Source organism: Myxococcus xanthus (genome assembly GCF_006402735.1).
Taxonomy (GTDB): Bacteria; Myxococcota; Myxococcia; order Myxococcales; family Myxococcaceae; genus Myxococcus; species Myxococcus xanthus_A.
Window position 1 is genome coordinate 2635935 of sequence record NZ_CP017174.1, and the last position, 26020, is coordinate 2661954.

The window sequence follows — 26020 nt, forward strand, 5'->3', positions numbered from 1 at the left end:
TCTTCTTGACGAGGGAACGCTCTTGGAAACCCTGTTCCGAAATGGTCGCCTGGCGCTCGCCGCCGTGCTCGTCCTGGCCCTGTCGCCCATGGCCCTGGCCGCCGCGGGCAGTCCGCAGCTCCAGGCCTTCTTCCAGCAGGATCTGACCAGCGCCGACTACCAGCAGAAGGTCTACTCGCGCGTCGCGGGGAAGTGGCGGCAACCCGGCGCCAAGGGCACGCCCGGGTTGGGAAAGAAGACGGTGGTCCGGGCCGTGATTGGCCGGGACGGCAAGCTCCTCTCCGCCGACGTGTCCACGGAGTCCGGTTCGAAGACGTGGGATGCCGCCGCGCTGTCGGCCGTGAAGAAGGCCGCGCCCTTCCCGCCGCTGCCGGCGAGCTTCCCCGGCGCCACGCTGGATGCCCACTTCCACGTGGCCTGGGTGGCCGGGCCCTGAACTCGGGCGACGCACGGCGGTTGATTGGGGAGGGCGCTCCCGGGCGGACACGCGGTATATGGTGCGCCCATGGCGACTCCTCATATCTCCGCTGCCCCTGGTGACTTCGCTGACGTGGTCCTCATGCCCGGCGACCCGCTCCGGGCTCGTTACATCTCCGACCGCTTCCTGGAAGGTGCCCGCGAGGTCACCTCCGTGCGCAACATGCTCGGCTTCACCGGGACCTTCCGGGGCCGGCGCGTGTCGGTGATGGGGCATGGCATGGGCGTTCCCTCCATCTCCATCTACGCCACCGAGCTCATCAAGACGTATGGGGTGCGCGTGCTCATCCGCGTGGGCAGCTGCGGCGCGCTGAGCACCGACGTGAAGGTCCGGGAGGTCATCGTCGCGACGGGGGCCGGCACGGACTCCAACGTGAATCGGATGCGGCTGATGGGGCATGACTTCGCCGCGGTGGCGGACTTCACGCTCGCGCGCCGGGCCATGGAGGCGGCGGAGCGGCGCAACAAGCCTGTGCGCGCCGGCCCCGTCTTCACCTCCGACCTCTTCTACCACCCGCAGGAGCAGCTCAACGCCACCCTGGCGCGGATGGGTGTCCTGGCCGTCGAGATGGAGGTCGCCGGCCTCTACGGCGTGGCCGCGGAGTCGGGCGCCCGTGCGCTGGGGCTGCTCACGGTGTCGGACCACATCATCACCGGGGAGAGCCTCACGCCGCAGGAGCGGCAGACGACGTTCGACGAGATGATTGAGCTCGCCCTGGACGTCGCACACGCCGAACCCACGCCGTAGCGCCTTGTCGGAGGGCAGGCGGGCAGGGTGCCTGTCCGCTCTGAAGGTACGAGAGGGCCGCTCTCGGAGCGCTTTCCAGCGCCGGGGGCGGTCAGATTTCCCGGACGGTGCTTTGTGCCCAGCGGGATTCCGGGCCATCCTCCGGCCCGGTGCGTTACCCAATCTGGCTCCTCCTCGTTTGCGCCGGCTGTGCCGCGCGTATCTCCCCCCATGCTGGCACTGCGCCGGCCGCCGCCGTGCGTGCCCAGGACTCCGTCCCCGTGGCCGCCGCCAAGCCGCCACCAGAGGCTCCGCCGCTGGCGTCCGCTCCCGCCGCCGAGCCGGTGGCAGAGGCTGCTTCCGAGCCCACGTCCACCGCGGATGGCTGCGCGCTGAGCGCGGAGGACCTGGAGTCCGAGGAGGAGGAGCTGGCCGAGGGCGAGGGCGACGACGGCGAGAAGGAGACGCCGGACGCCGTGGCCGCGGGCGCCGCTTCGACAGGGCCGCTCTACACGGCTGACATCTCCGATGCGGAGCTGGCGCGGCGGTGGAAGGACGAGATTGCCTCGCTGGGCTCCATGGCCGTGGGCTTCGCGCACAGCGGCCGGCTGGTGAACGCCAGGCAGTTCCCCCAGGGGGACGATTGGATCGTTGTTACTCCCGCGGGCGCCTGGGCCACCGAGGAGACCGTCAACTACCTGGCCGAGGCCATCCGCGACGTGCGCGCCCGCTTCCCGAATGCGCCTCCGCTGCGGGTCAATGGGATGAGCCACAAGGAGGGCGGCTACATGCGCCCTCACAAGAGCCACCAGAACGGCCGTGACGTGGACGTGGGCTTCTACTACCCGACGGTGGACCCCATCCGGACCCGCGCGCGCGAGCACGTCATCGACGTGGGCATGAACTGGGAGTTCATCCGCTCGGTGCTCGTGAAGACGGACGTGCAGATGATTCTCGTCGACCGTCGCGTGCGGAAGGTCATCTACGACCACGCCGTGCGCGCGGGCGAGGACAAGGCGTGGTTGGACTCGATTTTCAATGACGGCCCCACGGGCGTCGTCCGGCACGCCCGCGGCCACCGCGACCACTTCCACATCCGCTTCCACAATCCGCGTGCCCAGGAGCTGGGCCGTCGGGTGCAGCCGTTCCTGGCGCTCCAGCCGGAGCACAATGTGACGACGCACCGCATCCGGAACGGTGACACGCTGGGCGGCATCGCGCTCAAGTACGGGTCGTCGGTGGCGATGATCAAGAAGGCCAACCGGATGAAGAACAACTTCCTGCGCGCCGGGAATCGGCTGTCCGTGCCCCTTCGCGGGCCCTGCACGAACTGTCCCGTGCCGCCGCCGTTCGTGCTGCCCACCCGGCGCCTGCCGCCGGACGCGGTGGCTCCGGCGATGGTCGCCGCCGCTCCCTCGGCGAAGGCGGAGAACGGTTGTGCGCGGCCGGAGGGGGCTGTTGCGCAGGAGGCGGCCACGGTCGTTCCCGTGGTGGGCGCGGCCTCCGTCGAGGCGGCTTCGACCGTGTTGTCCTCCGCTCCCGCTGGGGAGTCGGCTCCGGTGGTGAGGTCGGCTGTGGGGACCTCCGTGGACGTGGCTGCGGTGAAGCCTGCTGCAGGGACGTCCGTCAATGTGGCTTCGACGGTGAAGCCCGCGAACGCCGTCAACGTGGCGTCGACGGTGGTTCCCGCCGCGGCGGAAGGGGCCTCGGCGACGACGCCCGCCGCCACGGATACCGCGGTGGCGCATCCCGCTTCCGCCAAGCCGGCTCCGGCGGAGCAGGCCGCTGCGTCCAGCCCGGCTCCGGCGGCGAAGCCCACCGTCGTACCGACGCGCGAGAAGGGCGAGGGCGCCGCGGGCATCACTCACGGCCGCTGACCTGTCCTCCACCGGCCATGCAGGCTTGGGCCCCGTGTCTCCCATGTGGTGACACGGGGCTCGTTCGTTCCGGAGTGTGGTAGGCACGGGCCGTCCATGGCGTTTTCACCGCACAAGGGCCGCTCGCTGGCCCACAAGGCCCGTCAGCGCTCCCCCGGCCACCACTACAACGCGAGCTTCATGTCCGCCGCCGACCGCGCGGAGGCCCTGAGCTGGCTCGCGACGCTCCACCCGCTGTGGGAAGAGCGCTACTCCAAGCACTTCCCCCCGCCACCGGGGCAGTCCCAGCGGCGGCTGCTGCGGCCGGTGTACTGGCTCGGCAACTGGCAGTTCGCGTGCCTCGACTACTACCACCCGCCCAAGGGCATCCTGAACCGGTGCGTCCAGGCCGAGCCCTTTCCGGCGGTGCTCCAGCGCCAGGTGACGAAAATCGAGGAGCTGGCGCGGCGGATGTACCGCGGGCCGGACATGCCTCCCCGCTGGCACCTCAACACCTGCCTGGTGAACTTCTACGGGAGCCGGTTGGAGGACGGGCGCTGGGTGGACACCGCCCGCGTGGGCGAGCACAAGGACTTCGAGCCGGGCCCCGTGGCCTCGCTGTCCTTCGGTGAGCGTGCCCTCATCCAGTTCGTCACCTCCACCCGCCCGGGCGAGCGCGACGCGGTGGTGCTGGAGCAGTGGCTGGATGACGGCTCGCTCCAGCTCTTCGGTGGTGCGCGCTGGAAGGACCAGACGTTCCACCGCGTGCAGCGGGTGGACACGCGCACGGGCAAGACGCTGGCCCCGGAGCTGCCGGACTTCCGCACCCGCCGCATCAACCTGACGTTCCGCTACGTGCCGGACGAACACGTCATTCCGTTCGCCGCGCTCTCCCCCGAGGCGCGCGAGGACGTGCGGCCCTACATGGCGCAGCTCGCCCAGGGCAGCGCCTTCTTCCGCGATGCCCTGGCGCGCGAGGCGCCGGGCACGCCGGCCTGACGCAAGGCAGCCCCGCGCCTACGAGCGGCGCTTGCCATGCGAGCGCGCGTGCCGTCCCGGTGCCTGGTCCGGCGTGCGCTTCGACTGTCCGTGGTCCTTCTGCGGAGGGCCCGGGTCCTTCTGCGCGGCGAGGAAGCTCTCCCACGCCTCCTTGAAGACGGGGTCCTCGCGCGGCACCTGGACGCGGGGAATCTCCGAGCGCATCAGCTGCTCGATGCGCGTGATGACCTGCCCTTCGCGCGTGGTGGCGAAGGTCGAGGCGACGCCGCTGGCGGCGGCCCGGGCTGTGCGGCCGATGCGGTGCACGTAGTCCTCGGGCGCATGGGGCAGGTCGTAGTTGATGACGTGGCCCACGTCCTCCACGTCCAGCCCGCGCGCCGCGATGTCGGTGGCCACGAGGCAGCGGTAGGTGCCGTTCCGGAATCCCTCCATGGCCTGCTTGCGCTGGTTCTGCGTGCGGTCCGCGTGCAGCACCGCGGTCCGGTGTCCCGCGCGCTGGAGCGCCCGCTGGACCTTGTCCACGCGCTCCTTCGCCCGGGTGAACACCAGCGCCGTCGCAGAGTCCTGGGCCAGCAGGGTGAGCAGCAGCGGCGTCTTCTCCTCGGGCCGGAGGAAGTACAGCCGTTGCTCGGCGCGCTCGGCGGGCGTGCCGCTGCGGGTGACCTCCAGGCGCACGGGCTTGTACAGCCGGCTCTTGGCGAAGCGGGTGACGTCGGGCCCGAGCGTCGCGGAGAACAGCAGCGTCTGCCGGCGGCGAGGCAGGTGGGCGACGATGCGTTCGAGCTGCGGCAGGAAGCCCATGTCGAGCATCCGGTCCGCTTCGTCGAGGACGAGCGCTTCCAGGTGCGGGAAGCGGATGTCGGTGTTCTCCATCAGGTCCACCAGCCGCCCGGGCGTGGCGATGACGAAGGAGGGCAGCGTCTTCAGGGCATTGACCTGCGCGCCCATGTCCTCGCCGCCAATGACGGTGGCGTGCGTGAGGCGGCGGGGCTCCGCGAAGAAGCGCACCGGCTCAGCGATCTGCTGGACCAGCTCACGCGTGGGGGCCAGCACCAGCGCGAGCGTGCCCTTCTTGCCCGCGAGCCGTTCCACCAGCGGGAGGACATACGCGGCCGTCTTGCCCGTTCCGGTGGCCGCGCAGCCGATGACATCCCTACCGTCGAGTGCTGGAGGAATGGCCTGCTGCTGGATGGGGGTGGGCTGCGTGAAACGCGCGCGGCGCAGGGCGCCCAGCGTCTCCCGCGAGAGGCCCAGTTGTTCGAAGGAGTCGCTCACGGCTTGGGGGTACCACGTCGCGAGGCCTCGTGGGAAAGGGCCTCGCGGGTCAGGCGCCGTGATTCCCGCCCGCCAGGAGGGCATGATGGCCGGATTGGAACATCTGATGCCCTTCACTCCGCTGCCGGTGGTCCTGGATACCAACGTGGTTCTAGACCTCTTCGTGTTCGATGACCCCTACACACGCCCGCTGGCCGAGGCCCTTGCTGCGGGGACGCTGACCGCCTGGACGGACGCGGACACGCTGGCGGAGCTGGGCTACGTGCTGGCGTCGCGCAACTTTCAACCCGGCTTGGGAGCGCCCCAGCGGACCGCTGCGTTCGAGCGCTACCGGGCCCAGGTCCATCTGGCTCCGTCCGCCGAGTCCGTGCCCACGCCGTCATTGCCCCGCTGCCGGGACCGGGACGACCAGAAGTTCCTGAGCCTGGCCGCGCGAGCCGGAGCGGCGTGGCTGGTGAGCAAGGACAAGCGGGTGCTGTCCATGGCGGACCGTGCGGGCTTGTCTTTCGCCATCCTCACGCCCCGGCAGGCCGTGGCCCGCCTACCACCCAGGGGGTAGATACACGCCGCCCGCTCCGGAACATCGTTCGCGTCGAGCTGCACCTGCACTCGATTCCCAAGCGAGAGAACATGTTTCGGATTGCGATGGTCGTGGCGCTGGCCCTGTCCACCCTCGTTGGCTGTGGTGGCGATGACGACAACCCTGGCGGCACGCCGCAGAAGGTGCAGTGTGATGCCTCGAACTGCGCGGGCTGCTGCTTCAACAATGTCTGCCAGACGGGGACGTCGACCTCCGCGTGTGGCAAGGCAGGGGCTACGTGTCGGGCGTGTGGCACCGCGCAGGTGTGCAAGGCGGACCAGACCTGCGGCGTGGACCCGGAGGGGGTCTGGCGCGTGCAGCCCGTCTCCGCCCAGATTGCCACCAGCAACAATGGCTCGGCGTGGGACGCTGACAGCTCTCCGCCGGACGTGTTCGTCGAGATGGCCTGCCCGGGGGGCACGTCCGTGTTCATCTTGGACGTGGTGCAGAGCTACACGCCCGCGTGGACCACGGGCGGCTGTACGGCGCGAGCGAGCCAGTTGATGGCGGAGCCGTGGACCTTCCGCCTTTGGGACGAGGACTTGGCGTCCGATGACACCATCACCGATGTCCTGGTCACGCGCTTCACCGAGCAGCACTTCGCCGCGGGAACCGTCACGGTTGGTGCTTCCGGCGGCATGACGTCGCTGACGGTGCAACTCCAGAAGCAGCCCTGAGCACGGGGGCTGAAGCGCACACGGCGGACCCGGACAGGGTTTCCGGGTCCGCCGAGGGCGTCGATACGCTGAGGCGGCTCAGACCCGAGGCGCCGGGCGGTAGCGCAGCACCTGGACCCGGGTCTCGGAGACGAGGAAGCTGGTGATGGCCGTCGGGCTCGCCTTGCCGTTCGTCTCACCCCAGTCGATGACATGGATGCGAAGGGAGACGGTGCCCTCCATCATGATGTCCGTGTGGTCGTTCGTGAGAACGACATCCGCCTTCTCGCCCGCGTAGGTGACGAGCGTCTGGCGGAAGGCGTACCAGGACTCACGGCTCCCGGAGAGCTCGGACTTGCCCCGCAGGAATGCCGTGGGGCGGGCGAGTGAGCCCAGGAGGAAGTCGCCGCCGGTGAGCTGGTGTTTGAGCTTCTCTGCCGCGGGGAGGTTGGGGTCGCCGCAGCCGGTGCACTCGCCCGCGCAGGAGCAGTCGTAGCTGTCCTCGCTGGCCGCCGCGCGGCGCTTCTCGCACTTGCTGATGCAGGCCTTGGTCTGCTGGGCCTCCTTCTTGTCCAACTTCTCGATGCTCGCCAGCATCTGCGCCTGGCTGGCATCCGCCTCGAAGAAGGACGCGTCTCCCAGGTGGAGCAGCCCCGCGATGCGCACGATGCCGTCGCTCTCCATGGCGGACAGGGCCGTGCGCGCCGAGGCCGTCTGGGCCTTGAGCTGCGCCGGCTTGACGCGTGTCCACTTCGCGCGCGCCTCGGAGTCCTGACCTTCGTAGTCGAGGCTCGCGCGGTCGAAGAGCTCGGCCACCTTCTTCGCGCGCTCCAGCGCCGACTTGTAGCTGTCCTTCACCGGAACCGTGGAGAACAGTCCGACGGCGTAGGTATTGCCCCGCGGAGGTTCACCTTCCTCGTAGGAGCGCTCCAGCGTGAGCAGTGTCTCCAGTTCGTAGCGGGGCGCCCACTCCATCTTGGATGCGCTACCGCTGCGGGTGGCGGCCTGCTTCCGCTCGAGCGCGAAGGCGCGGACCTGCTCGAAGGCCGCGGCCTCGGCCTCCGGCTTGTAGGGGTCTTCCCCCTCCACGTACACGCGGAAGTCACTGAGGCAGGTGTCGTCGTAGGACGTCCCGGGATAGGTGGAGACGAGCGTGAGCCGCACGCCGTGGACCTTGTTCGGGACGGGCAGGCGGACTTCCTGCCAGCCGAGGATGTCCTTCAGCTCCGTCTCCAGCACGGTGCCCGTCACCTGGGGACCCGTCTCTCCCTGGACCAGCGGCTCCAGCTTCACCTTGCGAGGCCGGGCGTTGGCGCGGAAGAGCTTGTCGGACTTCTGGAAGCCATTGCGAAGGAACAGGCGGTACGTCTTCGCGCGCGACAGCGCTGGTCCCCACCACTCGATGGCCTCGCCCTCGCCGCGGCCCTTGGCGCCTTCCACCCAGGCGGTGGCCGGGTCGTCATCCGCGATGTAGAGCGGCAGGTAGTTCTGCGCGTGCTTGTTCCAACCGTTCTCCAGGAAGGAGGAAGCCGTCACACGGCGGGGATGCAGCCGGTTCGCCGACCCCGCATCGGGCTCGAGCATGACGGGCGGTGTCGCGGCAAGGAGGAGCGACAGGAGAATCATGGCGTGCGTTCCTTCGGGGTGTGGAGCGGCGGAAAGGGTTGGAGGGGCGAGGCCCAGAGCACGAGCTGGGACAGGCCCGGCGGATAGAGCCCCGAGTCTTCCTGCTCGCGGGACACGAGGTGGTAGACGACGCGCGCGTACCGAGCCCCCGCGGGGACCGGCACTTTGCGTGTCTCTCCTGGCAGAAGGCGTGTGTCCTCCACCGCGCCCAGGTGGGGCAGGGGCTCGTGGGGCCACTCCCGGACCTCCAGGCTGCGGCCGAACGTGGCCACGGTGCGGGAGGATTCGAAGAGTGGGTCTTCGGACACGTCCACGCTCACCCAGCGCATGACGTCACCCGAGGGGAACGCATGGCCCACCTCGAGTGTGGAGACGCGGAGTGATGCGCCCGCCTGTTCCACCCGAAGCGCGGCCTTGAGGGACTCGGTGCGCCGCGTGCCGCCGAAGCCGTGATTCCCCTGGGGCATGTGGCAGGACGTGCAATGGCGCGTGTCGCCGCTCTGGGTCTGCCAGCGGCGCCACTCTCCCACCGTGTCCTGTTGAAGCTGCGTGGAGGACAGCCGCACCCGCTGCCCCGCGCTCGTCACCACGGGGAAGCCGAACTGGTGACAGCCCGCGCAGGGCATTCCGGGCGCCTGGCCTTCGTTGCTCGTGGGCGCATGGCAGCCGGCGCAGGTGACACCGTGTTCCTCGGGAGGACTGTCCTTGGGAAGCGGGCCCCGCTCCAGGTTCCGGGCGAGCGGCGCGTGACATTGCACACACCAGCCGGGCCGGTCCTCGGTCAACGCGACCTGAAAGACGTCATCCGTGCGGGCCGTTGCGTGCCCGCTGTGTCGCCAGGAGTCCACCTGGACGGTGTGGCATTCCGCGCAGCGCTGGACATTCCAGTCCGGCAGGCCATGCGGCGCGGGTCCCACTTCCATTCGCGCGGTGCCCTTGGGAAAACGTGGCGTGGGCGCTGTGGCCAGCAGCGAACAGGTGAAGAGGACGAGCACGGACACGGTGGCCCCGCACTGTAGGCGTGATTGGGAGGTGCGCGGTACAACTCCTCACCCATGAAAGCCTATGAAATCCAAGCGGGGTTCGGGTTGGACAAGCTGGTTCAGGTCGAGCGGCCGGACCCGACGCCCGGCCCCATGCAGGTACGGGTGCGTGTGAAGGCCACGAGCCTCAACTCGCGCGACTTGATGATGGTGGAGGGGCGTTACAACCCCCGGCAGAAGCTGCCACTCATTCCCAACTCGGACGCGGCGGGCGTGGTGGATGCGGTGGGCCCGGGTGTGACGCGGGTGAAGCCCGGTGACCGGGTGATGAGCCTCTTTTCCCAGGCCTGGAGCGCCGGAGAGCCCACGCGGGCGGCGCAGGTGAGCACGCTGGGCGGACCGTTGGACGGTGCCCTCGCGGACACGGTGCTGCTGCACGAGGACGGCGCGGTGCCCACGCCCGCCTATCTCTCCGATGCAGAGGCTGCGACGCTGCCGTGCGCGGCCGTGACGGCGTGGAGCGCGCTGGTCACCCATGGGGCGCTCAAGTCGGGAGACTCCGTCTTGCTTCAGGGCACCGGGGGCGTGTCCATCTTCGCGTTGCAGATTGCCAAGCTGCTGGGCGCGCGAATCATCATCACCTCCAGCAGTGACGCCAAGCTGGCGCGAGCCCGGACGCTCGGCGCGCATGAAGGCATCAACTACGGGACGACGCCGGACTGGGACAAGGCGGCGCGCGCGCTGACGGGCGGCGTGGGCGTGGACCACGTGGTGGAAGTGGGTGGGGCGGGGACCTTCGAGAAGTCGCTGCGCGCGGTTCGGCCCGGCGGCACGGTGTCTGTGATTGGCGTGCTCAGCGGCGGCGCCGGTGCGATGCCGCTGACGCCCATTCTCATGCAGAACCTGCGGGTGCAGGGCATCTTCGTGGGCCACCGGCAGAGCTTCGACGCGCTCAACCGGGCCTTCGCGCTGCACACCGTGCGCCCGGTGGTGGACCGCGTCTTCGAGTTCTCCGAGGCACGCGCTGCCTTCGAGCACCTCAAGAGTGGGGCGCACTTCGGGAAGGTGGTCGTCCGGGTGGGGTGAAACAGCTCTCGCGGCCAGACCTGCTCATCCCCTCCGTGTGCGTAGGTTCACTTCTTGTGGATGTCCCTGTATTGTTACAATGTCGCTTCAGCGACAGAGGGGGAGTCCACATGGTCGCAGGGAAGGTCATCAAAGAGGTCGCCAAGGTCATTGGCAGCGGTGTGGCTTACGACGTCATCAAGGAAGGGGCGAAGGCGGTCGCCGACAAGGTCTGGGAGGGGCACGACCCGAACAAGCGCCCCTCGCCGCAGCCCGCGCCGACCCGGCCGAAGCCTCCCGAGGCCAAGCAGCCACCAAGCAAGATGCCCACGGCGGGGCCTCGTACCAAGCCGTGACGCCGCGCCTCGTCCGGCACCGGCATTTTCCCGCCGGTGCCAGGCACGAGGTCATCGAAGGAGGGCCCCGGAGTTCGCTCCGGGAGCCCTCGATGACGGCTCAGGAACCCGCTTCGTGCGAGCCGGGGTCGGACGAGGAGGCCGGGCGGGCCACGTAGGAGACCTGGGGCCCGCCAGGCCGCGGTGAACGCGGACCTCCGCGGCCCTGGGACTGGCGCGGCTGTCGAGGGCTACCCTCGTTGCCGCTGTTGCCCGGACGGGATTCCCGGACCGTGTTCTGCGCGGGAGCGCCTGGCATGGACCGAGTCTCGACGACAGGCTCCGGCCTGCCATTGCCGCGCCGCTCGTTCCGGTCGGAGCGAGCCCCGCCGCCGCGAGGACCCCTCTGGTTCATCGGTGAGGCGAAGGTGTCGCCGCGAGGCTCGTTCCGTGACGGACGGCCGTTGTCGAACGCACGTTGCTCAGTCGTGGGCGCGCCCGGATTGCCACCGCGCGGGTTGGAGCGGGGCGGCCGGCCATTGCGTTGTTCGTTCTGGCGGGGGCCTCCTGAGGGCGCGCTGTCCGCGAACTGCTCATTCGGCTGGGAGGCGCCCATGCCTCTGCCGTTCGCACGCGACTCATTCTGGCGCCAGCCTCCTGGCTGGCCTCCATTTTCACGCCGTCCGGACGGACGCGAGCCTTCTGCATTGGCTCCGTCCGCGCGCTGCTCATTCTGGCGCGGGCCGTTCTGGAACCTGCCGTTCGCGCGAGGCTCATTTGAGCGCGGGCTGCCCTGGTAACCGCCGGTTGCTGTACGCGGTTCGTTCGCGCGCGCGCTGCCTTGTGAGTTACCAGTCGCACGAGGCTCGTTCGAGTGAGCGCCACCTTGGTGACCACCGTTCGCGGCACGCGACTCGTTTGAGCGCGCACTGCCCTGGGGGCCACCATTTGCACGAGGCTCGTTCGAGCGTGGACCGCCCTGGAGCCCGCCGTATCCGGCACGCGGTTCACTCGAGCGCGGACCGCCCTGCGCACCACCACTCGCACGCGGTTCATTCGAGCGCGGGCCGCCCTGCGCACCGCCACTCGCACGCGGCTCGTTCGAGCCCGAGCGCCCAGGCGCACCGCCGCCCGTCCGCTGCCCAGTCTGCGGCGGCCGTGCGCCGTTGCCTCCACCCCTCGGCGGGGGGCGGCCTCCGCCAAAACCCCGGTTGCGCCCGCCCCGAGGCGGAGGTGCCGCCACCGCGGGCTTGCCACGCTCACCACCACCCTGCCTGAGCACCAGCGCCTCCAGCTCCCGAAGCTCTGCCTCGGCGGCCTCTTCGGGCGTCATGTCGCGCTGGGGGGCGGCGGCTTGCTCGACCGGCGCGGGCGGCGGCGGACGGAACCCGCCTCTGCGCTCGTCACCCTGGGGCTGGAACCCCTGGTTCCGAGGCCCTCCGCGACCGTTCTGGCGAGGCCCCTCCCGGAAGTTGCCCGACGGCACGAAGTCCTGGGTGAGCTCCCGGCGCACGTAGGCATTCCAGATTTCGCTCGTGTCGCCCGCGGCGCCATGCAGCCAGGGCGCGGTGCTCGCGAGGAAGTTGCGGACGTTGTCCAGGTCGCGCCGGAAATAGAACTCCGCGCGGTTGTTGCGAGCAGCCGCCACTGTCTGCGGGAAGTCGATGATGACCGGCCCCGCATAGCTCATGAGGATGTTGTACGGGGACAGGTCGCCGTGGATGAGGTCGGCGCACAGCATGTTGACGACCTGCGCCCGCAGGTCCACGTAGAGGGCGTGCGCGTCCTCGGGGGTGGCGGGAGGGGCTTCCACCATGCGCGGGGCGGGGTGGCCCTCTGGATCCAGCACCACCTCCATGAGGAGGATGCCCTCGTAGAACAGCACCGGCGTGGGCACGCGCACACCTTGGGCGTGCAGCTTGTAGAGCGAGTCAGACTCCGCGCTCTTCCAGGCGTCCTCGGCGGCGTTCTGGCCGAAGCGGCTGCCCTTCTCCATGGCGCGGCGCGTGCGCGAGTTGCGCACCTCGCGGCCTTCCCGGTAGCCCACGTTGTTGCGGAAGTTGCGCTCGTGGCGCTCCTTATACAGCTTGGCCGCGACCACCTGGCCTGCGTGCTGGACCAGCCATACCTCGGCCTCCTTGCCCGTCTTCAACTGGCCGATGATGGCTTCGATGATGCCATCGGCCAGGAGGGTCTCTAGCGAGTCATTCATTCCGACGCGGGGTTCCAGTGGGGGCCGGGCAGGATTGGCGGTGCAGTAGCAAGCGTGCGGGCGGCCCTGTTCGCGGCGCACGGCGGCATGTGAACATCTCGCGGGCCCTTCTTGCTACCAACACGGTGCGGCAAGCAGCCAGGAAGGCTGGCGGACGGCCTGCTAGCAGTTTGTCTCCCGGGGTTCCAGGGTAGCCAGGGCTTTGAAGGCGCTGGGTGGGTCATCTTGGACCATGTTTTGGGCTTGATTCCAGGCCGTCCCCACCGTCCGCGTTCGCCAGGGGACGGAGGCCGCACACCGTAACGGGTGGGTTGGGGCGCGTGCTGATGCTTGGACCCGAGCGAGGGAGCGCTACGATGCGCGCCGTCCAGGGAGGGGTTCATCATGGCGACGAAGTCACGCAAGACGGCTGTTGCGAAGAAGTCATCCCGGCGTAGCGCGACAGCGAAGAAGACCACGGCGAAGAAGGCAGCGGCGAAGAAGACCACGGCCAAGAAGGCGGCGGCGAAGAAGACCACGGCCAAGAAGGCGGCGGCGAAGAAGACCACGGCCAAGAAGGCGGCGGCGAAGAAGACCACGGCGAAGAAGGCGGCGGCGAAGAAGGCCCCCGCGAAGAAGGCCCCCGCGCGAAAGGCAGCGACGCGGCGGACCTCCGAGTCTCGGCGTGAGCGGCCCACGACAGGGTCACCCTTCGTCGAGCAGGTGGAGACGACGTCCGCGGGGCTCCAGCCCCTGGCTCCCGTCCACGCCGCGGTGGACGAGTTCACCAGCTCCGGCAACGAGGTGCTCGACATCTTCCAGCGGTATGACCGCGACCGGACCGGCACCATCGACCGTGCTGAGTTCGCGCGCTTGCTGGAGGCGCTGGGGCAGAACATCTCCGACGAGGAATTGGAAATCGCCGTCGACATCGTCGACACGGACCGCACCGGGAAGATTTCCTGGAACGAGTTCAAGGCCTGGTGGAACAGCCGCTGACGGTTCGTTGCAACACCGTCCTGGTCCGCGCGCGCGTCTGGCATGATGCGGTCCGAGCGGGCCTTCATTCTCGTGGCAGGGGGAAGGGTGGCTGACCTGGCGTCAAGCGCACATGCAGCGGTTTTCGAGCACTCGCGGGATGGGGTGCTCGTGCTGGATGCTGGGCAGCGCATCGTGGAGGTCAACCGCGCCGCGGAACGCATCTTCGGGCCGCGTGCTGGACTCGTGGGGCAGCCGGTGGGGCTGCTCCTGCCCGGCTGGCGTCCGCCCGAGCCCCGCGCTCCCGCAGATGCCGCCCTGCGCGAGACGGAGCTGGCCGGACAGCGCCCAGGCGGCTCCGGCCCCGCGCACTACCTGCGGGTGGTGACGCTGCCCCTGTCCGGAGAAGGGGACGGGGGCTGGGTCTTGCAGCTCCATGACATGACGGCCCGCCTGGAGGTGGAAGCCTCGCTCCGGCAGCAGAAGGAGTTCTTCGAGGCGGTGGTCATCAACAGCCCGGTGGCCATCATCACCATCACCCGCCAGTTCCGCGTGCTGTCGTGGAACCCCGAGGCCACGCGCCTGTTCGGGTATTCGCCGGCGGAAGCGCTCGGCAAGCACATCTTCGAACTGGTCGCCACCGAGCCCACCGTCCTCCCGGAAGCGGAGCAGGCGTCGCGCGAGGTCGTGCAGCGTGGGCGGCTGCGCTCCGTCACCCGGCGGGTCCGCAAGGATGGCAGTGTGGTGGACGTGGAGCTGCGGGCGCTGCCGGTGTCGGTGGGCGGGCGGCAGCTCGGCTTCATCGCCATCTACCACGACATCTCCGACCTCGAACGGGCACGGAAGGCAGCGGAGGCGGCCAACCAGGCCAAGAGCCTGTTCCTGGCCACCATGAGCCACGAAATCCGCACGCCGATGAACGCCATCATCGGCATGACGGGTCTACTCCTGGACCGAGCGCTGACGGAAGAGCAGCGCGACTTCGTCGCCACCATCCGGCAGAGCAGCGAGGCGCTGCTGACGTTGCTCAACGACGTGCTGGACTTCTCCAAGATAGAGGCCGGTCGCTTCGAGGCGGAGCTGCGGCCTTTCGACCTGCGCCAGTGCGTGGAGTCCGTCCTGGACCTGATGGCCGTGCGTGCCAGCGAGAAGGGGCTGGACCTGGGGTGTGACCTCGCGCCGCAGCTGCCGCAGATGCTGGTGGGCGATGCGTCGCGCCTCCGTCAGGTGCTGCTCAACCTGGTGGGCAACGCGCTCAAGTTCACCGAGCACGGCGGCGCGGTGGTGTGCGTGGAGGGCTCGGCCCTGGGCAGCGCGGAGGGCGCGGCGGACTGGGAGCTGACCTTCAGCGTGCAGGACACCGGCCCCGGCATTCCCGAGGACCGGCGCACGGGGCTGTTCCAGCCGTTCAACCAGTTGGATGCCTCCGTGTCGCGGCGCTTCGGTGGTACGGGGCTGGGGTTGGCCATCTCCAAGCGGCTGGTGGAGGCCATGGGCGGCACCATCTGGGTGGAGAGTGAGGGCGTGCCCGGACAAGGCACCACCTTCCGCTTCACCCTGCGCGCCCAGGCTGCGCCACAGGCCTACGCGGTGCAGCCGCGCCAGGAGCAGGGGCTGTTGCAGGGCCGGCGCGTGCTCATCGTGGACGACAACGCCCTGTTCCGAAGGTTGCTGGGACGGCAGCTCCAGGCGTGGGGCCTGGTGCCCGTGGAGTCCGCGTCGGGGATGGAGGCGCTCGCCCAACTCGAGGCGGGGGCTTCGTTCGACGCGGTGCTCATCGACCACCACATGCCGGGGCTGGATGGCACCACGCTGGCCGAGCGCATCCGGCGGCGCGAGGAGACGCGGGCCCTTCCCCTGGTGCTGGTGTCGACGCCGGGCCGGCGGGGCAATCCCCCCGAGGGCCTGTTCGCGGGCGTGTTGTCGCGTCCGGTGAAGGGCTCGCAGCTCTACGACGCGCTGGTGTCGTGCTTCTCGCAGCACCTCCCCCAGCTCCCGGAGCCCCGGCAGACGCGGCCCTCGCGAGCAGGGCCCTTTCCGGGGGAGCGGCCGGGGGACACCGTACCGCTGGACATCCTCCTGGTGGAGGACAACGCCACCAATCAGAAGCTGGCGCTGCTGGTGCTGGAGCGGCTCGGCTACCGCGCTGACGTGGCGCTGAACGGACGCCAGGCGCTGCAGGCGTTGTTCCAGAAGCGCTACGACGCGGTCCTCATGGACCTGCAGATGCCGGAGATGGACGGCCTGGAGGCCACGCGCCGCATCCGCCAGGAGCTGCCGCCCAAGGCGCAGCCCTGGGTCATCGCGATGACGGCCAACGCCATGGACTCCGACCGGGAGCAGTGCTTTTCGGCGGGCATGGACGACTTCCTGGGCAAGCCCATCCGCGTGGAGGCGCTGACGGCGGCGCTGCTGCGCTGCCAGCCCCGGCGTTCGGAGGTGGCACCGGAGCGGCGGGTCGCGAGCGGCGCGGTCGCGCTGACGCCGCTGCAAACCGTCATGGAAGGCCTGCCGGACGCGGCGCGCATCCCGGGCCTGGAGTCAGCCGCGCTCGCCCGGCTGTGGGCAGAGCTGGGGGCACAGGCGGCGCAGATTCTCCCCGAGCTCATCGACACCGCGCTGCACAGCATGCCGGCGCTCCTGGAGGACGCGTACTCGGCCTTGGTGCGTGGGCACGCGGACGACCTGGGCCGGGCGGCGCATACGCTCAAGTCGAACGCGGCCTGGTTCGGCGCCAGCGCGCTGGAGTCGCAGGCCCGCGACATCGAAGTGCAGGCGGACTCCGGGCTGCTGGAGGACATGCCCGAGCGGCTCGAGCGGTGCCGGACGGAGCTGGAAGTGACGCGGCTGCTGCTGGGCCGCCTGCGTGACAGCGTCCTGGCCCTGTCCGGCGGCTGACACGCGGCGCGTGGGGCGGCCCGGATTACGCGACGGAGGCGCACGTCGACGGTGCGCGACGCCCCATCCGAGCGCTATCTCTTCAGGTTCATTCGCGAATGCCACCGAGGAGATTCAAAGCGCATGGCCCGATACGACTTCGACCTGTTCACCATTGGCGGCGGCTCTGGCGGTGTGGCGGCAAGCCGCCGGGCCGGGGCACACGGGGCCCGGGTGGCGGTGTGTGAGGACCGCGACGTGGGCGGCACGTGTGTCCACCGCGGCTGCGTGCCCAAGAAGCTCCTGGTGTACGGCGCGCACTTCCGGGAGGAGTTCCAGGACGCGGAGGGCTACGGCTGGTCGGTCCAGGAGCCGCTGTTCACCTGGAGCAAGCTGCTGGCCGCCAAGGACAAGGAGTTGGACCGGCTGCGTGGCGTGTATGCGCGCCTGCTGCGCGACTCGGGTGTGACGCTGATGGAGGGGCGCGGGCGCGTGGTGGACCCGCACACGGTGGAGGTGGCCGGAAAGCTGTACACGGCCGAGCGCATCCTGATTGCCACGGGCTCGCGGCCCTACCTTCCGCCCGACATCACCGGTATCGAGCACTCCGTCACCTCCGATGAGGCGCTGTCCTTCCCAGAGCTGCCTCGGCGGCTGGCCGTCGTCGGGGCCGGGTACATCGGCGTGGAGCTGGCGGGCGTCTTCCACGGGCTGGGCTCCCAGGTGACGATGCTGATTCGCGGCGCCAGCGTGCTGGGCGGGTTCGATGACGACGTGCGCTCCTTCCTCACGGAGGAGATGCGCAAGAAGGGCATCGAGCTGATGACGGACACCTTCATCCGGGACATCGAGAAGCGCGCCGAGGGCGGGGTCAGCCTGCTGACGGGCGGGGGCGAGACGGTGGAGGCGGACGCGGTGCTGTTCGCCACCGGGCGCGTTCCCAACTCGGGGGGGCTGGGGCTGGAGGAAGTGGGGGTGGTGCTGGACACACGGGGCGCGGTGGTGGTGGACGAGTGGTCCCGCACCTCGGTGGAGAGCATCTACGCGGTGGGCGACATCACCGACCGCATCAACCTCACGCCGGTGGCCATCTCGGAAGGGCGCGCCCTGGCGGAGACGCTCTTCAACAACAACCCGATGCAGATGGACCACACCAACGTGCCGTCGGCTGTGTTCAGTCAGCCGCCCGTGGCCTCGGTGGGACTGACGGAGCAGGAGGCGCGGGAGCGTCATGGGAAGCTGGACATCTATGTCACCAGCTTCCGCCCCATGAAGCACACCCTGAGCGGGCGCAACGAGCGCACCATGATGAAGGTGGTCGTGGAGCGCGAGTCCAACCGTGTGCTCGGCTGTCACATGGTGGGGACGGACGCGCCGGAAATCATCCAGGGACTGGCGGTGGCGGTGAAGTGTGGCGTCACCAAGAAGCAGCTCGATGCCACCGTGGGCATCCACCCCACCGCGGCCGAGGAGTTCGTCACCCTGCGCGACAAGCGGCCGGACCCCGACGAGCGCATGGCGGCGGAGTTGGGCCATGATGCGGCGGCGTCCACCCGGCGTTGAGGCCCGCCTCGGGTCAGGGCGGCGCTCGTCCCGCCGTCCCTGGGCGGCTTTCGCACCGATTCGAGAGGTGACGACCCCATGAGTGATTCATCGACGGAGGCTCCCTCCCCAGGCGGCGCGCGCATCCGGGGCCTGGAGCAGGTGGACCGGTTGTCGGTGCCGCTGCCCCACGGCACCGAGGTGACGACGCGCGTGGAGCGCCTGGCCTCCGGAGGCCGTCGCATCCCGCAGGGCGTGGTGGGCCGCGTGGTCCGCGCGCATGACGGCGGCTTCGACGTGCAGATTGTCGGCGTGGGGGAGGTGTGGTTCGCGCGGGACGAGCTGGTGCCCCGGCGTCCGGGGCAGGTGCAGTTCGCCCAGCGCCGCGAGGCGGCCTGGAGCGCGCTGACGCCGTGTGTGGTGCTGGAGACGCGCGTGGGCAGCCATGCATGGGGGCTGGCCGACGAGCGCTCGGACGTGGATGTGCGCGGCGTGTTCGCCTTGCCGCTCCCCTGGCGGTTTGGACTGGTCGACGCGCCCAGGGATCTGGTGAGCGCGGATGGCAGCACCACGTACTGGGAAGTCCACAAGGCGGTGGAGCAGGCGCTCCGCGCGGACCCGAACACGCTGGAGACGCTCTTCGTTCCGGGCGTGAAGGCGTTGGACCCGGTGGGCGAGTGGCTCCTGGCGGAGCGCGACGCCTTCGTGTCCAAGGCCCTGTTCGGCAGCTTCGGGCGGTATGCCATGAGCCAGCTCGACAAGCTCACGCGCAGCCAGCGGCTGGCGGAGCATCGGGACTTGCTGCTCGAGTGGCTGTGCGAGGAGCCCGCGCCGGACCTGGACGAGGTGGCGCGCCGGCTGTCGGCCGTGTCGCCCCGCGAGGCGCCGTCGGCGCAGGATGCGCTGCTGGCGGCGAAGACGTACGTGAAGCAGCTCTACCGCTCGCTCTGGGACCAGGGGCTGTTGGCGGCCAATGATTTCAAGGCGCTCACCGCCTATGCGCGAAGCGGCGGTCAGCGGCCTCCCTCCGCGCGCGAGCTGCACCCGAAGAACGCCTACAACCTGCTGCGGCTGGTGGCCACGGCGACGGGGTGGCTGCGCGAGGGCGCGCCCGCCTTCGAGGCCTCTGGCGCACTGAAGGCGCGGCTGCTGGACATCAAGGCGGGCCGCGTGCCGCTGGAGGACGTGCTGCGGGACGCGGAGGCGCTGGCGCCGGACCTGGAGGCCGCACACCGGGAGAGCCGTCTGCCGGAGCATCCGGACTACGAACGCGCGGACCGGTTGCTGCGGCGCGTGGGCGAGGAGTTGGCGCGGCGCTGGGTGCTGAAGGAACCCGGGCCACTGGGACGTGACGCGCCGGAGGCCCCGGCCATGGCGTGGAGGGATTCGGAATGAAGGGCACCTTGACGGAACATCAACGCGCGATGGCGGACCGGGTGCTGGACGAGGAGTCCCGGCACCGCTCGCATCTGGTCGTCTCCCTGTCCGGAGCGCACGCCTATGGCTTCCCCTCGCCGGACAGCGACCTGGACCTGAAGTCCATCCACGTCGCGCATACCGCGGCGTTGTTGACGCTGCAGCCCGTGCACGTCCCCACGGAGCGACTGGAGGTGCTGGAGGGCGTGGAGGTGGACTACTCGTCCAACGAACTGCTGCCGGTGCTCCAGGGCATCCTGCAAGGCAATGGGAACTACCTGGAGCGGGTGCTGGGGGCCATCCCCCTGCGCGTGTCTCCGGAGCTGGAGTCGCTGCGTCCGCTGGTGCGCGCGGTGCTGTCGCGCAAGATGTACCGGCACTACAACGGCTTTGCCCAGGGACAGCTGCGCGAGTGGGAGAAGAGCGGCTTCCGGTCGGCGAAGCGGCTGCTCTACGTGCTGCGCACCACGCTGACGGGGTCCCATGCGCTGCGGACCGGCGTGGTGGAGACGGACGTCACGGAGCTGCTGTCTCAGTACGGCTTCGCGGATGCCCATGCCCTGGTGGAGCAGAAGCTGCGCGGGGAGAAGAGCGAGCTTCCGGAGGCCCTGAGCGAGCGGTGGCGCGGCGAGGTGTCGCGTGCGTTCGAGGTGCTCGAAGCCGCGCGGGCGGACTCGGTGCTGCCCGAGTCGCCGCCCGACGAGGCCGTGGCCGCGCTGGAGGCGTGGATGCTGGACCTGCGGCGGAGGCGCTTCGACGGATAGCCGCTGGTTCAGGGCGCCAGCGCCGCCCGGATGAGGGGCCTCACCTCCGTGGAGAGGCGCATCGCGAAGCTGACGACGCCCGCGCCCGGGTCATCCCGCTGCAGGTGCATCCCGAGGACGGCGTAGTCGCCCGCGTCCCGGTCCGCCCAGGGCGTCCATCCGAACTCGAAGCGCGTCCCGGGAGCCGCCACGGCCACCCGCCGGTCCGGCGCGAAGTCCCCGATGATGTGCTCGTACACCTTCCGGTCCTGCGCGTCGTACACCGCGAGGCCCAGTCCCGGGACGGAGGCACCCGCCTCTGCGACGCGTGCCTCCTGCACGGAGGTCACCGTGGCCCACGGTGAGCCGGCGTCCGGCTCCGGGGTTCCGGCATCGTCAGGCGGGCTCCCCGCGTCGGGCTGGGGAACTCCCGCGTCCGGGGCGGGTGGGGACGCTCCACCATCCGGGGTGGGCGCGTCCGATTCACCACAGGCAGCCAGGACGACTCCAAGTACGACCAGCAGGGGTCGCGACATGCTCGTGATTCTCGCCTCCGTTCCCCTTCAACCCGCTACCCGGGCGGAGGTTGCGGCGAATCCAGCAGGTCCAAGCGCTGCTCGCGGTCCCAGACCACCTGGTGGCCCCGCTTGAAGTACCAGACGCGGTGCCAGGGAATCTCGCCGTCCGGAACGAAGGCCGCGAACGGCATCTCCTCGCGCGTCTCTCCATGGGCGTCGTAGCCGATGGTGAACTCGCGGGGGTCGAACCGCGGGTCCCACTGGATGCGGTGGTAGACCTCGCGGCTGGTCGTGAAGCGTTCGTCGGACATGGCGGGCTCGCGTGAAGCGGGGAGGGGAGACGCGCCTGCCCTCATGACATGGAGGCATGGCGCGCCGCACCCGACGCCCCACCACGGGGCCGCCTGACGTGTCGTCCCTAGGACGGATTCACCCCCGCCACCAGATAGAAGCGGAACTCGCCCGAGTTGACGCTGTAGGCCGCGTCCACGCCCACCAGGGGCAGCACGATGTTGCGCAGGTACAGCCGCAGGCCGGCGCCCACGCCCTGGGCCACCGTGGCGTTGCCCAGCCCGTCTTCCGCGTCGGGCAGGTAGCTGCGCACCACGCGCCCATTGACGTCCCTCAGCTCCCGGTCACCGGGCAGCTTGCGCCACATCATCATCCCCGTGTCGGAGAAGGCGACGCCGCGGAAGGACAGCGGGTTCACCGTGAAGAGGGGGAAGTGGTACTCGGCGGTGAAGGACAGTCGCGTGTCGCCCCGGAACTGGCGGTAGACGAAGCCGCGCAATGAATTGCCGCCCATCACGAACTCCTGATGGAACGGCAGGTCCACCCCCGCCACGGCCTCGCCGCGCAGCACCAGGTTGTGTTCACCCACCAGCCGCAGGCCATGGCGGTACAGCAGTCCGAAGCGCTCGTAGCGGAAGTCACTGCCGACGCCAGGATTGGAGAGCTCGTAGGAAGCCTCCAGGTTGAGGCCCTCCATCACCGCGTGCAGGTTCTGCCGCGTGTCGATGCCCACCATCAGCCGCAGCGACGCATCCTGCTGCGACGGGCCCAGGGAGAACGCGGGCGTCGTCACCTCCTCGGAGGTGTCGGGGGACTTCGCGTCGATGGACATCAGCCGGTACTTGGCCGCCGCACGTACGCGCTCGAACAGCAGGAAGCCCAGCTCTCCGGCGATGGACGCGGAGTTCATCCGCGTCCGTCGCACCACCTCTGGGCGCCGCTGGCCGGAGCCGGCCTGGTACTCGTCTACCCGGTCGCTGCGAAGCTGGCCTTCCAGGCTGAAGCGGAGCTGGGGCAGCCCGAAGAGGTTCGGGTCCAGGAAGCCCGCGAAGACGCCGCTCTCCGCCGTGCTCACCTGGGCCGCTGTCGCGAACTTCTTGCTGCGGCCCCAGAGGTTGTTCTCCGCGTACAGCACGCCGCCGCCGACGTTGTCGGATTGCAGCACGAAGGTGGGCGCCACCACCCAGGATGCCTTGTCCTCCACCTCCAGAATCAGCCGCACCCGGCCCGGCCCGGAAGGCTCGTAGCTGACCTTCACCTCCTGGAAGAGGCCCGTGGCGACCAGCCGCCGCTCGACCTTGGCCAGGTCCTCGAGCGCGAGCGGGTCTCCTTCCCCCACACGCGCATAGGCGCGCACCGTGTCCGGTTGGGTTTTCTCCGGGCCGCGGACCACCACTTCCTCGACGACCGGGTCTGACTCCGTGATTTGCGCCGGTGCCTGGGACGCCAGGAGGCTCAGCCCCAGCGCCGCGCATCGAACCCACACGCGTCTGCTCATCGCTCGTTGCACGTCCGTGAAAGGGGCTGCCGGCCAGCGCCCGCGAGGCGCAATCTACCTCCAGTTTCGTCCCGGGAGGTGCTCCTCGCGCCGTGCCCCTCTGCTATGCCAGGGCGCATGCTCTCCTTCATTCGCCAGTTCCGGCGTCGGCGACTGCTTCGCCGCCCCTTTCCGGAGGCCTGGCTGGGCTACCTCGACGCGCGCGTGCCCTTCTTCCGCAGCCTCTCCCCGGAGCTGCGGCAGCCCTTCCTGGACAAGCTCAAGGTGTTCGCGTGGGAGAAGGAGTTCATCGGCGCCGGCGGCCTGGAGGTCACCGACGAGATTCGCGTGGTGATCTCCGCCACCGCGGTGCAGCTCGTGGTGCACCTGGGCCTGTCGTATTACGACCGGCTGCGGGAGGTCATCGTCTATCCCGGCGCCTTCCGAATCCCGGACCGCACGGGCGGGGTGCTGGGCGAGGCGAAGAACTGGGGCTCCGTCATCCTCTCGTGGGAGTCGGTGCTCGCGGGGCTGCGCAACCCGGACGATGGTCACGACACCGCCACGCATGAGTTCGCCCACGTGTTGGACAGGGCCGACGGCGCCTTCGATGGCACGCCCAACCTGCGCGCGTATTCGCATTACCGGGTCTGGAGCGCGGTGATGAGCGAGCACTTCCACAAACTTCAGCAGGGCCAGCGGCGGGAACGACAGGTCCTGGATGACTATGGCGGCCTCAACGAGGCCGAGTTCTTCGCGGTGGCCACCGAATCATTTTTCGAGAAACCCCGGCAAATGCAGGAGAAGACGCCGGATCTCTATGAGGAGCTGAAGCGCTTCTACGGGTGGGATCCCGCGGCTGGCGCCTGAACGTCCGAGCGCGAACGTCCCGGCTGTGCTACGCGGCGGCCTGGATGTTCATCTCCTGGAGTGGAATCCATGGCCTCAGCCACCAGTCCGTCCGCCTCCATGTTCATCGACCTGGAACGGGAGGCCTGGCGGGCGCTGCGTGCCGCCACGCCTCTGCCGCTGGGGTCCGAGGAGATTGATGGACTGCGGGGCCTGGGAGAGCACCTCGACCTGGACGAGGTGGTGGACGTCTACCTGCCCTTGTCCCGGTTGCTGAACCTGCAGGTGGCCGCGGCGCAGCGGCTCTGGGCGGAGCAGCAAGCCTTCCTGGGAGGTTCGGCACAGAAGGTGCCGTACATCATCGCCATTGCCGGGAGCGTGGCGGTGGGCAAGAGCACGACGGCGCGCATCCTCCAGGCGCTGCTGAAGCGGTGGCCGGACCACCCGCGCGTGGAGTTGGTGACGACGGACGGGTTCCTCTTCCCCAACGGTGTCCTCACCGAGCGCGACTTGATGAAGCGCAAGGGCTTCCCGGAGAGCTACGACCGGCGCGCCCTGGTGCGCTTCCTGGCGGAGCTGAAGGCCGGGCGCGCGGAGGTGGCGGCGCCGGTGTATTCGCACCTCGTCTACGACGTGGTGCCCGGTGAGTCGCAGGTCGTCCGGCAGCCCGACATCCTCATCCTGGAAGGACTCAACGTCCTCCAGGCAGGGGCCCAGGAGGGGAAGCAGATGCCGGCGACGTTCCTCTCCGACTTCTTCGACTTCTCCATCTACGTGGACGCCCACGAGCACGACATCCGCCGCTGGTATGTGGACCGTTTCCTCAAGCTCCAGCAGACGGCGTTCCGCGACGACCGCAGCTACTTCCGCCGCTTCTCCGAGCTGAACCACGAGCAGGCGATTCAGCTCGCCGAGTCGGTGTGGGGCGAAATCAACGGGCCCAACCTGGCGCAGAACATCGCGCCCACCCGTTCGCGCGCGCGCCTCATCCTCCTCAAGGGCCCCGACCACAAGGTGAAGCGGGTGAGGCTGCGCAAGCTGTAGCCGCGCTTCAGAAGCGCAGGCGGTAGTGGAGCGCCTTGGGCCGCGTCAGGGCGTCGAAGCCCAGCGCGCTCAGCGTCACGCCGCGTCCGGAGTTCTTCACGCCGCTCCAGGGCAGCGCGGGGTCCAGCGCGTCGCAGCGGTTCATGTAGACGGTGCCCGCTTCCAGTTGCCGCGCCAGCCGGTCCGCGCGCTCCCGGTCGGACGTCCACACGCTCGCGGTGAGGCCCAGCCGCGAGGCATTCATCAGCGCCAGGGCCTCCTCATCCGAGTCCACCGGCGCGATGGGCAGCAGCGGCCCGAAGGACTCTTCACGCATCAGTCGCGCCTGGGGGCTCACGTCGCGGAGCAGGGTGGGCTCGAAGAACCGGCCCCGTCCCTCCACTTGTGTCGCGCGGCCACCGGTGACGAGCCGTGCGCCCAGGCTCGTGGCGTCCTGGACGAAGGACTGCAGCTCGGCGGGGTGCCAGGGCTGGGCGATGGGGCCCATCGTTGTCTGCTCGGACTCCGGGTCGCCCAGCACGTAGGCGCGCACGAGTGGCTCCGCGGCGGCGACGAAGCGCTCGTACAGCGAGCGGTGCACGTACACCCGCTCCACGGCGCAGCAGCTCTGCCCCGCGTTGTACATGGCACCATCGACGATGTTCTCCACCGTCTTGTCGAAGTCACAGTCCGGCGCGACGTAGGCCGGGTCGTTGCCTCCCAGCTCCAGGCCAATGTGCAGGAAGCGCTCGCGCGCGGCCGTCTGCATCTTGTGGCCGCCGAGCACCGAGCCCGTGAAGAGGACGTGGTCCACACGCGCGTCACCGACGAGCTGCTCCGTCCCTGGGTAGTCCAGGAAGATGGCCTGCACCGAGCCGTCGGGCGCGCCTGCTTCGGCGAAGGCGCGCGCGAAGTGGCCACCGCACAGGGGCGTGCGCGGCGAGTGCTTCACGATGACCGCGTTGCCCGCGAGCACGGCGGGCGCGATGGCATTCACCGCGGTGAGGAGTGGGTAGTTCCAGGCGGGCAGGTCCAGCACCACGCCCAGCGGTTCCTTCGCGATTCTCCGCTCGAAGCCGTCCTTGGGCGGCAGGACGATGTCCGCGAGGGATTCCTCGGCGATGGCGGCCATGTGGCGCAGGCGTCCCGCCATGCCGCCCACCTCACCCCGGGACTGGGACAGCGGCTTGCCCATCTGCCGGGTGATGTCCCGTGCGATGGCGTCGGCGTTCTTCTCCATCGCCTCGCACGCGCGCAGCACCAGCTTCACGCGCTCCGCCACGCTCAGGGCACGCAGCGCGCGCGACGCGGCGCGGGCTCGCTCCAGCACGGTGTCCAGCTTCGCGGGCGAGGTGGGCTCGACCGAAGCGGCGACGTCGCCGGTGAAGGGATTGTCGACGATGTGAGTGCTCTGGCTCATGGCCTCGCAGGAAAGCCATGGACGTGCATCGCGTCATGGGCCCGCGAAGCTGCCGGCCGCCCCAGCCACTGCGGCGCGTGAGGTACGCGACAGATGGCGTTTGGGAAGTGTTGTCG

Annotated in this window: 23 protein-coding genes; 15 read left to right on the forward strand and 8 right to left on the reverse strand. The window is 69.7% G+C overall.

The genetic code is table 11. The annotated features are described in order from the left end of the window. Positions 1-22 precede the first annotated feature (22 nt). The 4 genes from BHS09_RS11200 to BHS09_RS11215 all read left to right on the forward strand — a co-directional run bounded on the left by BHS09_RS11200 (position 23) and on the right by BHS09_RS11215 (position 4059). Positions 23-436 (forward strand): energy transducer TonB, encoded by a 414-nt coding sequence (locus BHS09_RS11200; protein WP_237080316.1) that lies wholly within the window; start codon positions 23-25, stop codon positions 434-436. A gap of 69 nt (positions 437-505) precedes the next feature. Then, a complete protein-coding gene (gene deoD / locus BHS09_RS11205) occupies positions 506-1225 on the forward strand; it encodes a purine-nucleoside phosphorylase (RefSeq protein ID WP_140789570.1) in 720 nt (239 codons plus the stop codon). A 260-nt stretch (positions 1226-1485) separates the two neighbouring features. Then, positions 1486-3081, forward strand: a complete 1596-nt coding sequence (locus BHS09_RS11210) for a penicillin-insensitive murein endopeptidase (protein WP_237080317.1) — start codon at positions 1486-1488, stop codon at positions 3079-3081. A gap of 96 nt (positions 3082-3177) precedes the next feature. Continuing rightward, on the forward strand, positions 3178-4059 hold the full coding sequence (locus tag BHS09_RS11215) for an alpha-ketoglutarate-dependent dioxygenase AlkB (protein ID WP_140789574.1): 882 nt from the start codon (positions 3178-3180) through the stop codon (positions 4057-4059). A gap of 18 nt (positions 4060-4077) precedes the next feature. Here BHS09_RS11215 and BHS09_RS11220 read toward each other — a convergent pair whose 3' ends face one another. Further along, positions 4078-5334, reverse strand: a complete 1257-nt coding sequence (locus BHS09_RS11220; protein WP_140797858.1) for a DEAD/DEAH box helicase — start codon at positions 5332-5334, stop codon at positions 4078-4080. Positions 5335-5416: 82 nt separating this feature from the next. On the opposite strand from BHS09_RS11220, the gene BHS09_RS11225 reads away from it, so the two are divergent. Both BHS09_RS11225 and BHS09_RS11230 read left to right on the forward strand, forming a co-directional pair. Continuing rightward, positions 5417-5893, forward strand: coding sequence for a putative toxin-antitoxin system toxin component, PIN family (locus BHS09_RS11225; protein ID WP_237080318.1), 477 nt, complete (start codon positions 5417-5419; stop codon positions 5891-5893). 71 nt (positions 5894-5964) lie between these two features. Further along, the gene (locus tag BHS09_RS11230; protein ID WP_140797860.1) at positions 5965-6591 is read left to right on the forward strand and encodes a hypothetical protein; all 627 of its coding nucleotides are present in this window, start codon (positions 5965-5967) and stop codon (positions 6589-6591) included. Positions 6592-6669: 78 nt separating this feature from the next. Here BHS09_RS11230 and BHS09_RS11235 read toward each other — a convergent pair whose 3' ends face one another. After that, entirely contained in the window at positions 6670-8196 is a 1527-nt protein-coding gene (locus BHS09_RS11235) for an NADase-type glycan-binding domain-containing protein (RefSeq protein WP_140797861.1), read from the reverse strand. Next, a complete protein-coding gene (locus BHS09_RS11240) occupies positions 8193-9197 on the reverse strand; it encodes a multiheme c-type cytochrome (RefSeq protein ID WP_140797862.1) in 1005 nt (334 codons plus the stop codon). The genes BHS09_RS11235 and BHS09_RS11240 overlap by 4 nt, the downstream gene beginning before the upstream one ends. A gap of 54 nt (positions 9198-9251) precedes the next feature. On the opposite strand from BHS09_RS11240, the gene BHS09_RS11245 reads away from it, so the two are divergent. Both BHS09_RS11245 and BHS09_RS11250 read left to right on the forward strand, forming a co-directional pair. After that, on the forward strand, positions 9252-10265 hold the full coding sequence (locus BHS09_RS11245; protein WP_140797863.1) for a zinc-dependent alcohol dehydrogenase family protein: 1014 nt from the start codon (positions 9252-9254) through the stop codon (positions 10263-10265). A gap of 110 nt (positions 10266-10375) precedes the next feature. Continuing rightward, a complete protein-coding gene (locus BHS09_RS11250) occupies positions 10376-10600 on the forward strand; it encodes a hypothetical protein (RefSeq protein ID WP_140797864.1) in 225 nt (74 codons plus the stop codon). A 100-nt stretch (positions 10601-10700) separates the two neighbouring features. Here BHS09_RS11250 and BHS09_RS11255 read toward each other — a convergent pair whose 3' ends face one another. Further along, positions 10701-12791 carry an RIO1 family regulatory kinase/ATPase domain-containing protein gene (locus BHS09_RS11255; protein WP_140797865.1) on the reverse strand — a complete coding sequence of 697 codons (2091 nt, stop codon included), beginning with the start codon at positions 12789-12791 and terminating at the stop codon, positions 10701-10703. A 384-nt stretch (positions 12792-13175) separates the two neighbouring features. Here BHS09_RS11255 and BHS09_RS11260 point away from each other — a divergent pair, with 384 nt between their 5' ends. The 5 genes from BHS09_RS11260 to BHS09_RS11280 all read left to right on the forward strand — a co-directional run bounded on the left by BHS09_RS11260 (position 13176) and on the right by BHS09_RS11280 (position 20347). After that, entirely contained in the window at positions 13176-13769 is a 594-nt protein-coding gene (locus tag BHS09_RS11260) for an EF-hand domain-containing protein (RefSeq protein WP_140797866.1), read from the forward strand. 42 nt (positions 13770-13811) lie between these two features. Next, on the forward strand, positions 13812-16646 hold the full coding sequence (locus tag BHS09_RS11265; RefSeq protein WP_140797867.1) for a response regulator: 2835 nt from the start codon (positions 13812-13814) through the stop codon (positions 16644-16646). A gap of 123 nt (positions 16647-16769) precedes the next feature. After that, on the forward strand, positions 16770-18188 hold the full coding sequence (gor, locus tag BHS09_RS11270; protein ID WP_140797868.1) for a glutathione-disulfide reductase: 1419 nt from the start codon (positions 16770-16772) through the stop codon (positions 18186-18188). 78 nt (positions 18189-18266) lie between these two features. Then, positions 18267-19562, forward strand: coding sequence for a DNA polymerase beta superfamily protein (locus BHS09_RS11275; RefSeq protein ID WP_140797869.1), 1296 nt, complete (start codon positions 18267-18269; stop codon positions 19560-19562). Further along, a complete protein-coding gene (locus tag BHS09_RS11280) occupies positions 19559-20347 on the forward strand; it encodes a nucleotidyltransferase domain-containing protein (RefSeq protein ID WP_174260519.1) in 789 nt (262 codons plus the stop codon). The genes BHS09_RS11275 and BHS09_RS11280 overlap by 4 nt, the downstream gene beginning before the upstream one ends. A gap of 8 nt (positions 20348-20355) precedes the next feature. On the opposite strand, the gene BHS09_RS39315 is transcribed toward BHS09_RS11280, so the two are convergent. From BHS09_RS39315 to BHS09_RS11295, 3 genes are all read right to left on the reverse strand, one after another. Further along, a complete protein-coding gene (locus BHS09_RS39315) occupies positions 20356-20862 on the reverse strand; it encodes a hypothetical protein (protein WP_237080320.1) in 507 nt (168 codons plus the stop codon). Positions 20863-20897: 35 nt separating this feature from the next. Further along, a complete protein-coding gene (locus BHS09_RS11290) occupies positions 20898-21155 on the reverse strand; it encodes a DUF504 domain-containing protein (protein WP_171440814.1) in 258 nt (85 codons plus the stop codon). A 107-nt stretch (positions 21156-21262) separates the two neighbouring features. After that, on the reverse strand, positions 21263-22633 hold the full coding sequence (locus tag BHS09_RS11295) for a BamA/TamA family outer membrane protein (protein ID WP_140797870.1): 1371 nt from the start codon (positions 22631-22633) through the stop codon (positions 21263-21265). A 117-nt stretch (positions 22634-22750) separates the two neighbouring features. Here BHS09_RS11295 and BHS09_RS11300 point away from each other — a divergent pair, with 117 nt between their 5' ends. Together BHS09_RS11300 and coaA are read left to right on the forward strand one after the other, a co-directional pair. Further along, positions 22751-23482, forward strand: coding sequence for a M90 family metallopeptidase (locus BHS09_RS11300; RefSeq protein WP_174258724.1), 732 nt, complete (start codon positions 22751-22753; stop codon positions 23480-23482). Between the two features lie 69 nt (positions 23483-23551). Continuing rightward, positions 23552-24505 carry a type I pantothenate kinase gene (gene coaA / locus BHS09_RS11305; RefSeq protein ID WP_140789600.1) on the forward strand — a complete coding sequence of 318 codons (954 nt, stop codon included), beginning with the start codon at positions 23552-23554 and terminating at the stop codon, positions 24503-24505. A gap of 7 nt (positions 24506-24512) precedes the next feature. Here coaA and BHS09_RS11310 read toward each other — a convergent pair whose 3' ends face one another. Beyond that, a complete protein-coding gene (locus BHS09_RS11310) occupies positions 24513-25904 on the reverse strand; it encodes an aldehyde dehydrogenase family protein (RefSeq protein ID WP_140797871.1) in 1392 nt (463 codons plus the stop codon). Positions 25905-26020: the final 116 nt, after the last annotated feature.

Excerpts from the sequence above, each read along its gene's own strand:
- BHS09_RS11255 (WP_140797865.1), bottom strand. The coding sequence starts at position 12,791 with ATGAATGACTCGCTAGAGACCCTCCTGGCCGATGGCATCATCGAAGCC.
- BHS09_RS11290 (WP_171440814.1), bottom strand. The coding sequence starts at position 21,155 with ATGTCCGACGAACGCTTCACGACCAGCCGCGAGGTCTACCACCGCATC.
- BHS09_RS39315 (WP_237080320.1), bottom strand. The coding sequence starts at position 20,862 with ATGTCGCGACCCCTGCTGGTCGTACTTGGAGTCGTCCTGGCTGCCTGT.
- deoD (WP_140789570.1), top strand. The coding sequence starts at position 506 with ATGGCGACTCCTCATATCTCCGCTGCCCCTGGTGACTTCGCTGACGTG.
- BHS09_RS11280 (WP_174260519.1), top strand. The coding sequence starts at position 19,559 with ATGAAGGGCACCTTGACGGAACATCAACGCGCGATGGCGGACCGGGTG.
- BHS09_RS11310 (WP_140797871.1), bottom strand. The coding sequence starts at position 25,904 with ATGAGCCAGAGCACTCACATCGTCGACAATCCCTTCACCGGCGACGTC.
- BHS09_RS11265 (WP_140797867.1), top strand. The coding sequence starts at position 13,812 with ATGATGCGGTCCGAGCGGGCCTTCATTCTCGTGGCAGGGGGAAGGGTG.
- BHS09_RS11215 (WP_140789574.1), top strand. The coding sequence starts at position 3,178 with ATGGCGTTTTCACCGCACAAGGGCCGCTCGCTGGCCCACAAGGCCCGT.
- coaA (WP_140789600.1), top strand. The coding sequence starts at position 23,552 with ATGGCCTCAGCCACCAGTCCGTCCGCCTCCATGTTCATCGACCTGGAA.
- BHS09_RS11295 (WP_140797870.1), bottom strand. The coding sequence starts at position 22,633 with ATGAGCAGACGCGTGTGGGTTCGATGCGCGGCGCTGGGGCTGAGCCTC.
- BHS09_RS11245 (WP_140797863.1), top strand. The coding sequence starts at position 9,252 with ATGAAAGCCTATGAAATCCAAGCGGGGTTCGGGTTGGACAAGCTGGTT.
- BHS09_RS11250 (WP_140797864.1), top strand. The coding sequence starts at position 10,376 with ATGGTCGCAGGGAAGGTCATCAAAGAGGTCGCCAAGGTCATTGGCAGC.
- BHS09_RS11225 (WP_237080318.1), top strand. The coding sequence starts at position 5,417 with ATGATGGCCGGATTGGAACATCTGATGCCCTTCACTCCGCTGCCGGTG.
- BHS09_RS11275 (WP_140797869.1), top strand. The coding sequence starts at position 18,267 with ATGAGTGATTCATCGACGGAGGCTCCCTCCCCAGGCGGCGCGCGCATC.
- BHS09_RS11260 (WP_140797866.1), top strand. The coding sequence starts at position 13,176 with ATGGCGACGAAGTCACGCAAGACGGCTGTTGCGAAGAAGTCATCCCGG.
- gor (WP_140797868.1), top strand. The coding sequence starts at position 16,770 with ATGGCCCGATACGACTTCGACCTGTTCACCATTGGCGGCGGCTCTGGC.
- BHS09_RS11235 (WP_140797861.1), bottom strand. The coding sequence starts at position 8,196 with ATGATTCTCCTGTCGCTCCTCCTTGCCGCGACACCGCCCGTCATGCTC.
- BHS09_RS11300 (WP_174258724.1), top strand. The coding sequence starts at position 22,751 with ATGCTCTCCTTCATTCGCCAGTTCCGGCGTCGGCGACTGCTTCGCCGC.
- BHS09_RS11230 (WP_140797860.1), top strand. The coding sequence starts at position 5,965 with ATGTTTCGGATTGCGATGGTCGTGGCGCTGGCCCTGTCCACCCTCGTT.